This window comes from uncultured Pontibacter sp., from assembly GCF_947495565.1.
Classification (GTDB): Bacteria; Bacteroidota; Bacteroidia; order Cytophagales; family Hymenobacteraceae; genus Pontibacter.
The window spans coordinates 169,955-183,626 of record NZ_CANLZM010000005.1 but is presented as its reverse complement, the minus strand read 5'-3'; the positions used below and the strand labels follow the sequence as shown (position 1 = coordinate 183,626).

The 13,672-nt window shown below is 48.6% G+C and carries 10 protein-coding genes; 6 read left to right on the top strand and 4 right to left on the bottom strand.

Translation table 11 applies throughout. The annotated features are described in order from the left end of the window. Positions 1–13: 13 nt before the first annotated feature. The 6 genes from Q1B04_RS08750 (at position 14) to Q1B04_RS08725 (ending at position 9,003) form a co-directional block, all read left to right on the top strand. A complete protein-coding gene (locus Q1B04_RS08750; protein WP_299758175.1) occupies positions 14–757 on the top strand; it encodes a toast rack family protein in 744 nt (247 codons plus the stop codon). A 468-nt stretch (positions 758–1,225) separates the two neighbouring features. Then, on the top strand, positions 1,226–3,103 hold the full coding sequence (locus Q1B04_RS08745) for a peptidase M61 (RefSeq protein ID WP_299758172.1): 1,878 nt from the start codon (positions 1,226–1,228) through the stop codon (positions 3,101–3,103). 45 nt (positions 3,104–3,148) lie between these two features. Further along, on the top strand, positions 3,149–4,501 hold the full coding sequence (locus tag Q1B04_RS08740; protein ID WP_299758169.1) for a TolC family protein: 1,353 nt from the start codon (positions 3,149–3,151) through the stop codon (positions 4,499–4,501). Positions 4,502–4,809: 308 nt separating this feature from the next. After that, complete coding sequence (locus Q1B04_RS08735) at positions 4,810–7,116, top strand: TonB-dependent receptor (RefSeq protein WP_299758166.1); 2,307 nt, start codon at positions 4,810–4,812, stop codon at positions 7,114–7,116. Between the two features lie 2 nt (positions 7,117–7,118). Next, positions 7,119–7,931: a DUF4249 domain-containing protein gene (locus tag Q1B04_RS08730; RefSeq protein ID WP_299758164.1), complete on the top strand. Its 813-nt coding sequence runs from the start codon at positions 7,119–7,121 to the stop codon at positions 7,929–7,931. A 274-nt stretch (positions 7,932–8,205) separates the two neighbouring features. Continuing rightward, entirely contained in the window at positions 8,206–9,003 is a 798-nt protein-coding gene (locus Q1B04_RS08725; protein ID WP_299758161.1) for a CPBP family glutamic-type intramembrane protease, read from the top strand. Positions 9,004–9,208: 205 nt separating this feature from the next. Here Q1B04_RS08725 and Q1B04_RS08720 read toward each other — a convergent pair whose 3' ends face one another. The 4 genes from Q1B04_RS08720 to Q1B04_RS08705 all read right to left on the bottom strand — a co-directional run bounded on the left by Q1B04_RS08720 (position 9,209) and on the right by Q1B04_RS08705 (position 13,653). Continuing rightward, positions 9,209–10,021, bottom strand: a complete 813-nt coding sequence (locus tag Q1B04_RS08720) for a purine-nucleoside phosphorylase (RefSeq protein ID WP_299758158.1) — start codon at positions 10,019–10,021, stop codon at positions 9,209–9,211. A gap of 174 nt (positions 10,022–10,195) precedes the next feature. After that, complete coding sequence (gene sppA, locus Q1B04_RS08715; RefSeq protein ID WP_299758155.1) at positions 10,196–11,956, bottom strand: signal peptide peptidase SppA; 1,761 nt, start codon at positions 11,954–11,956, stop codon at positions 10,196–10,198. Between the two features lie 172 nt (positions 11,957–12,128). Then, entirely contained in the window at positions 12,129–12,332 is a 204-nt protein-coding gene (locus Q1B04_RS08710) for a hypothetical protein (protein ID WP_299758152.1), read from the bottom strand. 52 nt (positions 12,333–12,384) lie between these two features. Then, on the bottom strand, positions 12,385–13,653 hold the full coding sequence (locus tag Q1B04_RS08705; protein ID WP_299758352.1) for a replication-associated recombination protein A: 1,269 nt from the start codon (positions 13,651–13,653) through the stop codon (positions 12,385–12,387). Between the last annotated feature and the right edge of the window lie 19 nt (positions 13,654–13,672).

Sequence of the window (13,672 nt, the reverse complement as noted above, 5' to 3'; positions counted from 1 at the left end):
ATACTTTGCACACATGAAAAAGCTCTTACTTCTACTCTGCATCTGCCTGACAGCCCATGTGCTGATGGCGCAGCAAACCTATGATAAAGTTATACCTGCCACCGGCATCTCGAACAGCACCGTGCGCCTTGAAATACCTGTGGGCACTTTAAATCTGAACGCCTCCGGCTCCGACCTGATCAGCACAAAAATACAGTACAGCCTTGTTAGCTGGACTCCCCGGATGGACCTGAACAAGAAAAACGGAACCGCAGCGCTGGAACTGAGCCAGAAAAAAGTAAGCGGCAACCAGAGCGATGTTGAGAACAACTGGGACGTTAACCTCAGCAAAAACACACCGCTTGAACTTTATTTACAAATGGGCGCCGGAGAATCTAAAATAGATTTAGGTAACAGCAAAGTGCAGAAGCTGGAGATTCAGGCTGGTGCCGTGGCCCTGGATGTTAAACTAGCCAAAAGTGCGCTGAGAGAGGCAAATATTAAGGCTGGTGTAGGTGAACTGAACCTGGACCTGAGTGGAGACTGGAACCACGACCTGACACTGGATATTGCCGGCGGTATGGGAGAGATCAACCTGACGTTGCCAAAGGGCACAGGCGTAAAACTGGAGACAAGCGGCTTTGGCAGTCAGGATCTGTCCGGGCTCACGAAAAAAGGCAGATTCTACATAAATGAAGCGTTTGGCAAAGCAAATCATACTTTAACTATAAAAGCAGCAGGAGGCTTAGGCAGTATCACTGTTCGGAACCAAGATTAGCCTTTCATTGCGCCAAAGCATACCACGCTGAAGAAGACAGTAGCAGCCATACTTGCTACTTTGGAAAAGGCGCTGAGAGCAGAGGCAGATAAGATATTAGTTGTTTGTTTGTGATAGTTCCCTGGCATAAGACGGCACAGCCAGCCGCAGCCAGGGTTCATTAACAGCCCGGCAACCTTTTACGGACCAACAGCATCTATTCGGCAACAGGGCGGATGCTAGTCTACAAAAAGCGCCAGTTAGTCTAAAACCAAAGTAAAAAGCATACCAAAAACGCTACATTGGAGTAGAGAGTAAGATGGGTGCCCTGGGCAATATGGCATAAACACGCTGCCAAACTTACTTGGGCAAGGTGTTTGAGTGAAACAGAAGTATAGATTTAGCACCTGTAAACTCAAACCTGAACCAAAAACAAGCGAAAGAACAGATCGTACGTTATCTGTTCTTATTGATTCTTCTATAAAAAATATGTTGATACAAAAAGTAACTCTGCTGCTGAGCCTTGGGCTAAGCCTAACTTTATCCGGCAACGTTGCCGCACAGCAAAATGCTGCCAACAAGTATAGCGTTTCTGTAGACCTGACCAACGTACAAAATGATAGGGTGCAGGTAACCGTGCAGGCTCCGGCTATAAAACAGGCTGAAACCGTTTACAACATGCCCAAGATTGTGCCGGGCACCTACTCCGTCTCCGACTTCGGTAAGTTTGTCACAGATTTTAAAGCCTATACTTTAAACGGCGATACGCTGGCTGTACAAAAACTGGATACTAACCGCTGGAAGATCAGCAACGCCGATAAGCTTCACCGGATTTCCTATTGGGTAGATGATACCTTTGATGCAGCCAAGCGCGAGGATGTGGTATTTGAACCGGGGGGTACCAACATCGAGGAAAACAAAAACTTCCTGCTGAACACCTTTGGCTTTGTAGGCTATTTTGATGGCATGAAGCAAGTGCCTTACCAACTGAACATCACCAAACCACAGGGTTTTTACGGCTCTACACCGCTTATAGCAGTAACTTCTTCCGACTCTCTGGACACGTATGAGCTGCCCAACTATGTAGACCTTGCCGACTCGCCGCTCATGTATAATATTCCGGATACAACGGTGCTCAACCTGGGCGAGACAGAGGTGCTGGTATCGGTATACTCGCCATCGGGGCGCGTTACTTCAGCGCCTATTGCAACCAACGTGCAAAGTATACTGGAGGCACAGCGCAGTTATCTGGGCGGCACTTTACCCGTGGATAAGTATGCATTTCTGATTTACGTGCCGGAGCGCGTAGGCAAATCCGGCTCTTTCGGGGCGCTGGAGCACTCCTACTCTTCCGTATATTTTCTGCCGGAGATGCCGGAGGCGCAGTTCAGCAGCACCATCCGCGATGTGGCGGCACACGAGTTCTTCCATATCGTTACCCCCCTGAACATACATTCTGAGGAGATCGGCAACTTCGATTTTATCAACCCGAAAATGTCGAAACACCTCTGGCTGTACGAAGGCGTAACCGAGTACTTTGCTACGCATGTGCAGCTGTATGAAAACCTCTTCGGCATAGACGAGTTCCTGGAGAAGATCCGGGATTATATCTTAACTTCTAAAACATATTACAACGATACGCTGCCATTTACAGTGATGAGCGCGCAGGTGCTGGATAAGTATGAGAACGAGTATGGCAACGTGTACCAGAAAGGCTCTCTGATTGCCCTGGCGCTGGATGTACGGCTGCGGGAGCTGAGTGAGGGCAAGTATGGCTTACGCGACCTGATGCTCGATCTCTCCAAAACCTACGGCAAGGAAAACGCCTTCAAAGACGAGGAGCTTTTCGATAAAATAACAGAGATGACTTACCCTGAGATACGGGAGTTTTTCACCAAGTATGTGGAAGGGTCGGAGCCGCTGCCTTTAGAGGAGACCTTCCGCAAAGTGGGCATTTCCTATACGCCGTCCGGAACGCAGGAGATTATCTCCTATGGCGGCTTTGCACCAGGCTATGACGAAGAAGCCAACAAAATAAAAGTAGCCGACACAGCCGATATGGATGCTTTTGGCCGTAAGCTGGGCTTCCAGACCGGCGATTTGCTCCTGGCTTTTAACGGCACAGAAATCACCCCTACCAACATCCGCGAACTGATCGGGGAAGAGCTGCAACGCATGACACCCGGCGACAAACTAACCTTTACCGTGGGCCGCCTGAATAGCAAAGGAGAGCTAAAGGAGAAGAAACTGAAAGGCAAGGCAACCGCCGTGAAGCGCGAGCAGCAGCACGTGCTAAAGCTAGACCCAATGGCTACTCCGGAGCAAGTGCAGCTGCGCAATGCCTGGCTTGGGCTAAACGGTGCCTAGCTTATACTTTGCAGAGATTATTGCCACTTAGTATAAGATAAAACTATGAAAAAATGTATGACCGGAGCCCTGCTCAAAAAGCTGGGAGGGCTAATCTTTTGCCTTAGTTTAGCGGCTGCAGCCTGTGCGCAGCAACCGCTGACCCTGGAAAAAAGCCTTGAACTGGCTCGCCAGAACAATGTGGCCTTGCGGCAGGCACGCTACAACAGTACCAAAGCCGACATCAATGTGCGCCGCAACAAGTATGGATACCTGCCCAGCATCTCGGCCAATGCTGACGTTAGCCGCTCCAATGGTCTTGTGTTCGATAACGTAACTGGCCAGGTGCAGCGCGGAAATACCAATGCCTCCTACCCTTACCTGGCAGGCCAGGTTGTACTTTTCGACGGCTTTTCCAAGCTATTTGAACTCAAGAAATCTAAACAGCAGGCACAGGCAAGCGTTTATGCAGCGCAACAGGCAGAAATTGACCTGGAAACAAACATAACCGGCTATTACCTGCAAGCCCTCGTAGACCGCGAAAACATCAGCATATCCGAGCAGAGAATAAAGCTTCTGGAGGGGCAACTGAGCCAGATGGAGAAACTGGAACAGGCCGGCGTGCGGGCGCAGGACGAGGTGTATCAGCTAAAAGCCCAGATAGCCACAGAAAAACTCAACCTGATCACCCACCAAAACAACTACCGCAGAGCCAACCTGCTGCTGGTGCAGGAGATGAACGTGGAAGGCAACCCGAATTATACTTTAGAGATGCCCGCCACGCCAGCCGAGATTAATATGGAGCTTCCCACAGAAGAAGAGATAATGGCAAAGGCAATGGCTTACTCGCCGCTCGTAAAATCCTCTGCCGCCTCCCTGGATGCCGCTAAAACAGACCTGAAAGCAGCCAAAAGCAGTTTCTCCCCTACCTTGTCACTGGAAGGCATGGTCGGCTCCAACTACTCCAGCAACATCTACAAAGACCCGGAAAATGGCAACCTGACCACCATGCCTTATTTCGAACAGCTGGACCTGAACCAACGAAAAGTTGTGGTGCTCAACCTTAGCATCCCAATATTCAATGGTCTAAGCCGGCACTTCGACGCACAAACCGCCCGCTTAGACCTCCGCAACGCAGAGCTGGATTATGTGGCCAGCCAGAACCAGCTGCGCCAGACTTTGCAGCAGGCCTACCAGGATGTATTGGCCGCCCGCGAAAAGTATAACACCGTTACAGCAAACTTGGAGTACACCCAACGTGCTTTCGAATCGGCGAAGCGGCGCTACGAGTTAGGCAACATCGACTTTTTTGCCTACATGGAGTCGCTGAACAACATGAATAGAGCACAGGCCGAACTTTTGCAAAGCAAGTGTGAGTTTTACCTGAAAAAGCGTATTCTGGAACTGTATCAGGGCTAAGGCTGCTTTAAAATTAAGTTGCTGCAGCAACTTGATTTTATGGCGTAGCTAAGGCTAAATGTACTTCTACCAATCCACAGCAAAAGATACTACGTAAGTTTCTTTCAAAGCAATTAGAAAGCTCTACCTCTGCAATTGGCGCAAAAGCTGTTGCAACTTGCAATGGCTTTTGCCATGCATAAAAATCACCTGATAAAGTAAACCTATTATACCTATAGGTAGTTTAGCCATTAACTGACGATAATATAATATACTGTTACCCACTGATTGGTTAACTTGAGCCAAAAATCAGTGTAACAGCTGCACCAATGCGCATCTACCATACTACTATCCTATTGCTACTGCTACTTGTTGCGCTGCCCGCTTGGGCGCAAAGGCAGGTGGTACAAGGCTATGTCCGCGCCGGAACCAACAACGAGGCGCTTATCGGTGCCACCGTATCAGCACCCGAAACAGGCATTGGCACCATCACAAACGAAAACGGTTACTACACCCTCAGCCTACCTGAAGGCGAGCATACCCTGCAGGCAACTTATGTGGGCTACGCCACCACCAGCCGCACCATTGTGGTAGCAGGAACCGGCCAAAATGTGAGCTTTATACTTGAGCCAGCCAGTAATGAGCTGAAAGTGGTGGAGATACAGGCCAGCTCGCTGCAGCAGAAGCTAAACGACACCCGCATGAGCGTAGAGTCTCTTTCATCGCGCGAGGCGAAGCTGCTGCCGGCGCTTTTCGGTGAAGTTGACCTTGTGAAAACGCTGCAGCTTAAACCAGGTATACAGTCTGGCGGCGAAGGCACTTCCGGGCTTTATGTGCGTGGCGGAGGCCCGGACCAGAACCTGGTGCTGCTCGACGATGCCATGATCTACAACCCCTCTCACCTGTTCGGTTTTTTCAGCGTGTTTAACCCGGATGCAGTAAGAAGCGTGGAGCTGTATAAAGGCGGTTTCCCAGCGCAGTTTGGCGGCAGGCTGTCGTCGGTAGTGGATGTGAAGATGAACAAGGGCAATAATGAGCGGATCCAGGCTAATGGCGGGCTGGGCCTTATTTCCTCACGCCTTACCGTAGATGGCCCCATAATAAAAGATAAGCTGAACTTTACGGTGAGCGGCCGACGAACGTATGTCGATATTTTTACCCGGCAGCTAAACCGCATCAAGGAAGGAGACAAAGAGTATAACCCTATCCCTGATTATTATTTCTACGACTTAAACGGAAGCCTGAACTATACTTTAAGTGATAAGGACCAGCTTAGCCTGAGCGGTTACTTTGGCCGCGACTTCTTTGGCTTTAACGACAGCGACTTCCGTTTCGGCTTTGACTGGGGCAACACCATGGGCAACCTGAACTGGCGCCATAAGTTTAACGATAACCTTTACGCCAGCACCTCCCTTATTTCTACCGGTTACAAGTATAACATCACCAATAAGATTGATATTTTCACTTTCAAACTCACTTCTGAGGTACAGGATTATACTTTCAAAACCGATTTTGACTGGTTTGTAGGAAACGGCCATAGTTTAAAATTCGGGGCACAAGCCACGCATCATGGCTTTACGGTTGGGCGCCTAAACTTTGAATCGGCAGACAGCACGTTGAGCTTTGGGGCAGGGAACATATACCAGGGCAGCGAATTTGGCCTCTACGCCTCCGACGACTTTGTGCTAAGCCCCATGATTTCCCTTAACTACGGGCTGCGGTTATCGGGCTTTAACAGCAACGGGAAAACCTATACCGCCCTGGAGCCGCGTGCAGCTGCCAAATACACCTTGAACGAGACAACTTCCCTGAAAGCCAGTTATGCCAGTATGATGCAGTACGTACACCTGCTCACCAACTCTGGCGCCTCCCTGCCTACTGATATCTGGTATCCTTCTAACGAAAATGTTGAGCCTCAGCGCTCTCAGCAGGCGGCATTGGGTGTGAGTCATCTTTTCGGGAAAGGCAAATACCTCGTCACCAATGAAGTATACTATAAATGGATGCAGAACCAGATAGACTTCCGCGACGGTGCCAATCTTTTTGTGAATGACAGCCTGGAGAATGAATTCCTGTTTGGAAAAGGCGATAGCTACGGCAATGAGCTATACTTAGAGAAGGTAAGCGGCAAAACCACCGGCTGGCTGGGCTATACTCTCTCCTGGACCTATCGCAAGTTTGACGGCATTAACGACGGCAAGCGTTTTCCGGCCCGCTACGACCGCCGCCACGACATCAGCCTGGTGCTTATGCACCGCCTTAACAAGCGGCTCAGCCTGACAGGCGCCTTTGTGTACGGCACAGGAAATGCCTATTCAGTTCCGGTAGCCCGGTTTGCCTTTCAGGATGTGGAGGGGAAAGACCCGACCATCGTGCCTATTTACGAAGACCGGAATGCGTACCGATTGGCGGCCTATCACCGCCTGGACCTGGGAGCTGTGCTGAAGCTCAAACCAAAACGTGGAGAGGCAGACCTGACGTTTAGCGTCTATAACATCTACAATCGGCGCAACCCATACTTTATTTACTTTGAGCAACAGAAGGACATAAACGACGAGCTGACAATCGGCTTTCAGGCCAAGCAGGTATCGCTTTTCCCCGTTATTCCATCTGTTACCTATAACTTTAGATTCTGATAATGCGAAAGCGATTTTTATACTTCCTGCTGCCACTGCTGGTCGCCCTTGCCTCCTGCGACCTGGAGAAGGATATTGATGTAGACCTGCCTGACCATGAGCCCCAGCTGGTGGTGGAGTGCTACCTGGAGCCTGGCCGCACCATCAGAGCTTCTGTGCTGGAAAGCTCCGCCTACTTTGATGAACCTGTTCCGCCCCTTGTGCCAGATGCAGAAGTATACATCACCACCCACGAAGGCAAACGCATACAGTTAAACTATAAACCGGTGCTGGTTAGCAGCAATGGTCGTTTTTACACACATACTTCCACTGAAATTATGACCGGAGCACCCGGCCAAACCTATTACTTGGAGGTAGTGGATGGCAAAGGCCGGAAACTGACTGGCTACACTAAAATACAGCCTAAAGTGCCGATAGATGAAATAGAATGGAAGTTTAACGACAAAGATAAGGCTTACCTGCTTACCTCTTTCTACGATAACGGCAGCACCGATAACTACTACCGTTATCTGACGCATATAGACAGCCTCAGTGCCGGCTCCGACCGAGACTTGTTAACTTCTGATGAACTGACAAACGGCAAGCGGGTATCTTATGGCTCTGCCTATGATTATGAAGAAGGCGATACGCTGATCGTTACGTTATACCACATCGAGAAGCAGTATTACGAGTTTCTTTCTTCCATCTCTGATGCTAAGAGTGCCAATGGAAATCCGTTTTCACAACCATCAAAAATAAAGTCATCAGTAGAGGGTGGTATTGGTATTTTCACGAACCTGGTTCATGACCAAAAAACCGTTGTACTGACTAAGTAGTTGTAGACACTTTTCTACTAACAAAAAAGCGGCTGCCTGGTAAGGCAGCCGCTTTTTTGTTAGTAGAACTCAACCTATTACCGCTAAGAGAAGTATGGACAAGCAGGCGCATATAAACAACAAACTATATGTTGCCCGTCTATTACTGCCGCAATGTAAGCCCATCTGCAACGCAAGCTACTATATACGTGATCTAAGAAATATTTATCTTAAACCTTAGACTATAAATAAATATTATACCTATATTACACTATATATAGCATCTATACTAACTATGAAAACTCCCACCTCTTACAAAGTGCCTATCTTTTATAGAGAAGCACCGCCATTTAATGCTCCACCGGCGGTGTCGGATACAGTCCAAAAGCTATGGAATTTTGTATGGCGGCCCAAGCTTGTAAAGCGTGAACACAATGTGCTTGAAGCCAAACTCCCCCTTATTTTTCAGTTAACGTTTATCCACCTGGTACTACAGACACTGTTGTTTGTTGTATTGGCACTTGTGTATGATGAAATCGGGTATGAATATTTGGGAACCAGTTTAGCACGCGCTTATGATACAGACCTGCCTTTTGCGCCCTTGCTGCTTTCTGTGGTGATTATCGCGCCTTTGACAGAAGAGATTATATTTCGGTTGCCTTTGATTTATACCCGCAGCTTTGTGCTGGTGGCAATTTTTGCTTTACTGATGAGCTATGGCCCTTATATAGCACAGGCGTTTCATGCGTCCTGGTTTCACTATGCAGCTGTTGCCTCTGCGCTGGCTTTACTATCTCTGTGGCTTTTAACTTCCAACAAACTGCAGACGAAAGTATACTTGTTCTGGAAAAGGCATTTCGGATTAGTGTTTTATACTTCGGCAGCCTTGTTTGCACTGCTGCACCTGCTAAACTACAAGGAGCTAGACTTGCCATTAGCCATGCTCCTGCTGCTGGCGCTTCCTAAACTTTTAGGAGGTATATTCTTGGGCTATACGCGGCTTCGGCTAGGTTTGGGTTGGGCTATCGGTTTTCATATATTTAATAACCTGGTGGCACTGCTTCTTTTATATGGCTATCTGACTGAAGCTTAATCAGATATTGACACTAAATAGCCTCTTCGGATGAAGCATACCTTCAAAGAAGAAGTATGAAACATGCTTGTTATAAGGAGGGGAATTTCTGCTTGATTTTAAAAAGGAGATATTCGCACTGTTGAGTTGATACTGGTATTTTTAAGCATAAAAGGCAGGGACTATCAATAAGGCCCTGCCTTTTATGCTTATTTTGCGTTAGATGCTAGGCGCGACGCACAAGCTCACGGATGAGCAGCGTCATGCGTGGTTCTGCAATAGCGGCAGCCTCTAAAATATCCGACAGCACTACTTTTTTTATACGGTCTGGCGTGCACATATCAGTAATAACGGAAACCGCGAAAACCGGCATGCCCATATGGCGGGCAGCAATTACCTCCGGCACCGTAGACATGCCCACAGCATCTGCTCCGATTATACTTAAATATTTATATTCAGCGGGTGTCTCCAGCATTGGTCCAGGCACACTTACATAAACGCCTTCGCGTACAGTAAAATCAGCGTCCTCGGCAATCACCATCGCCTCGCGCACCATGTGCTCATCATATACATCGCTCATATCCGGGAAGCGTGGCCCCAGTTCATCCAGGTTCTTGCCTATAAGCGGGTTGCTTGGCTGCAGGTTGATGTGATCAGTAATCACCATTAGGTCTGAAGTGTTAAAGCTTGGGTTAAGACCGCCTGCTGCGTTAGATACAAACAGTTTTTTTACGCCCAGCTGCTTCATTACGCGCACCGGAAACACAACCTGGTCCATGCTATAGCCTTCGTAGAAATGAAACCTGCCTTGCATCACCACCACCCGGCGCTCTGCCAGATGCCCAAAGATCAGTTTGCCAGAGTGGCTTTCTACTGTGGATACTGGAAAGTTCGGAATATCGGCGTAAGAGATAGACTGAACCACCTCCAGCTCATTAACCAAAGCACCCAGGCCGGTGCCAAGTATAATTCCGAACTCAGGCTCAAAGCCATCTATAATCTTTTTAATATGCTCTGTTGATTCCTGTATTTGCTGCATTATAGTATGTTTTTTTAGGTAAACTGTAAGTCTGCGATCATGCGAAGTATACCATTCTTCCACGCAAGCCTCTCACTGGGCAAAGTTGCGAAAAATAGCAATGGTTTAAAACACAAACCGCCTCCAGACTTTGTGCCTGGAAGCGGTTTGTACGTTTTGTATGATTGAAGAGGCTTACTCCACTGTCAGTTCGTACGGCATTCGGGCCTGAATACCTTTAAGCGTAGAGGTTTTTTTGTAAAGCTTATAGTATGGGTAAAGCTCTCCCATCTCCGCTTGTATGGCCTGCTCCTTCGCTTTGGCTCCCATGTTTCCGAACAACTCATCCAGGAAAGTCTTGCGGGCTGGCAGCTCTTTCAGGCGGTAATCATCTGCTACACCGGCTTTCTTAGCGGCAATGGCAATGGCTTTGTCAAGGCCACCGTATACATCCACCAGCTTGCGGTCTTTCGCCTCGATGCCCGACCATACGCGACCGGAAGCATATTCTTTCAGCTGGTCTTGCGTCATGTTACGTCCTTGTGCGGCTTTGCCGGTAAAGGTCTCGTAAATCTGATCGATCTGGTGCTGCATAATCTCTTTCTCCTGGGCAGTCATTGGGCGGGTAATGGTTGGCATGTCAGAGAACTTTCCTGTGCTTACGTGGTCCACGGTTATTCCCAGCTTCTCGTTTAGGAAGCCCTGCATATTCGGCACTACGCCAAATACGCCAATGCTGCCGGTAATAGTGTTCGGGTGCGCCACAATGGTATCGCAGCCCATCGCTATATAATAGCCACCAGAGGCCGCCACATCAGACATAGAGGCAATTACAGGCTTTACTTTTTTGGTTAGCTGCACCTCGCGCCAGATAATATCTGAGGCCAGGGCGCTGCCACCCGGCGAGCTGATGCGGAGCACCACCGCTTTTACGTTTTCATCTAAACGGGCATCGCGTATGGCATCTGCAAAACGGCGACCGCCAATGTTATCTTCATCACCTTCTCCGTCCACTATGTCGCCTTCAGCATAAATCAGGGCAATACGGTTTTTGGCAGTGCTAATGTCATCGTCCTCTACCTTTTTATACTTTGATAGCTGCACAAGCTCCAGCTTATCGTTCTCCTCCACCCCGATCTTATCTTTGATGTAAGAGATAGCTTCATCGTAGTAGCCGATATCGGTGATGAGTTTATACTTTTTGGCATCTTCCGGATCGCGCACCAACAGGTTATCCTGCACATTTTTCAGTTGCTCAGGCGTAATGTTACGCGTCTTAGCGATTTGCTGCAGCTGGTAATCGTTGATAGAGTTAAGGAAAGAGTTCAGCTGCTCGCGGTTAGCCTCGCTGGCCTTCTCCAGGAAGAACGGCTCTACGGCGCTTTTGTAAGTACCAACTTTAAAAATCTGAGCCTCAATCTCCAGCTTATCCAGCAGGCGCTTAAAGAAGTATAGCTCCGAGCTCATGCCGTTAAACTCTATCGTGCCCATTGGGTTCAGGTAGATTTTATCTGCAACGGAAGCCAGGTAGTAAGCTTTTTCAGTGGAAAGGTCGGTGTAGGAAACAATAAACTTACCGGACTTCTTGAAGTCGATTAGATCATTCCGGATTTCCTCCAGCTTGCCCATTCCGGCATCCACATACGTCATGTTCAGGAAGATGCCTTCGATTCTGTCATCATTCTTGGCACGACGGATAGAAGCTTTGATTTGATCCAGGCCATCGGTACTGGAAAAACCTCCAAACGAAAAGCCTAGCTCTGAGAAAGGATCTTTGGGGTCGCGCTCTGAGATAGGTCTGTTTAGTTTAAGCTCGAGCACAGAATTGTCTGCCACTTTCACTTCGTCGCGGGAGGCGGTGCTGGCGGCAATACCAATCAGCAACAAAATGCTGATGAAGAAGAATATGAGCAAGCCTACAATGGTGGCCAGCACATATTTCAGAAAATTTAGCATGGTATGATAGGGTTTAATTTAAGTACATACTACTTCGAAAGTCTCATGCTTCCTTACTACAAAATCAAATTTAAGGCTTAAAGTTCATCTACCTCACCTCAACTCGACCAACCACGCCAATTAATAGACCAACCTTTTCAATTTGAAAGTTAAAGCGTTAGAAAGTTAAAATTTATGGTAATGTAAAGTATTTGGGAATATCAGACAACTTGCCTGCCCAGTAAGGCTTCATGCGCAGGTGGCGCCTCCTAAAGTATATCAGCACCATAGTGCCTGCCACCGTCAGGATGCCGCCAAAGCTCAAGCCCAGCTGCCCCCATACTATGTAAAACGCAATCAACAGCCCGAACGAAAGTATAAATACGATCCTACTCATACTTGGTGGTTGGTTATTCGATGATTGACTTTCTAACTCTTTAACTTTTTAACTAATACCTGTATTTTTTGCCCCACTGCGCCTGCAGCTGCTTCAGCAGGTCGCGCTCGCGGGCGTTGTTGCCTGGCTGGTAGAGCGGTGTTGTGCTCAGCTCCTGCGGCATAAACTCCTGCTGCACAAAGTTGCCTTCGTAATCGTGGGCGTATTTATAGTTGTTGCCGTACCCGATTTCCTTCATCAGTTTGGTAGGCGCGTTCCGGATGTGGAGCGGCACAGGCAGGTTACCGGTTTGCTGCACCAGCGCCCGTGCTGTTTTTATGGCCTTGTACGAGGCGTTGCTCTTAGGGGATGTGGCCAGGTAAATGGTGCACTGCGAAAGTATGATTTCCGCCTCCGGATAGCCGATCATCTGCACCGCCTGAAAACAGTTGGTCGCCATTAGCAGCGCGTTGGCATTTGCCAAACCAATGTCTTCAGAAGCAGCAATAAGCAAGCGCCTGGCAATAAACTTCGGATCCTCGCCGCCCTCTATCATGCGAGCCAGCCAATATACGGCAGCATTCGGGTCGGAGCCACGAATAGATTTTATGAAAGCCGAAACCAAGTCGTAATGCATCTCACCAGACTTATCGTACATCACGATGTTTTGCTGGGCCACCTGCTTCACCAGTTCATTTGTAACAACCACTTCATCGCCCTGTACACCTTCAGCCACGATCTCGAGCAGGTTCAGCAGTTTGCGTGCGTCGCCCCCAGAAATAGTGAACAGAGCCTCGTACTCCTGCACCCGCACCTTACGGTGCTGCATCCACTCGTCCTGCTCCAGCGCCTTGTCCACCAGCTCTATCAGTTCATCTTTGGTCAGGTGCTTGAGGATATACACCTGGCAACGCGACAGCAAGGCCGAAATCACTTCAAAAGACGGATTTTCGGTAGTGGCGCCTACCAGTGTGACTGTCCCTTTTTCCACGGCACCCAGCAAGGCATCCTGCTGAGATTTGTTAAACCTGTGGATCTCGTCTATAAACAGCACTGTGCCCTGCCGTTTTTTGGCCTGGTCAATTACCTCGCGTATATCTTTCACCCCTGAGTTGATGGCACTCAACGCTACAAACGGCACTTTCATCTGGTTGGCGATAATGTTAGCCAGGGTAGTTTTGCCAACGCCCGGAGGCCCCCACAGAATCATACTTGGTATAACGCCACCCTCTATGTAGCGGCGCAGAATACCATCTGGTCCTACCAGGTGCTTTTGTCCGTAATACTGATCTAAATTGTGCGGCCGCATGCGTTCGGCCAAGGGTATATTCGGGTGAATCATCTGCTCTATACTTTCTCCG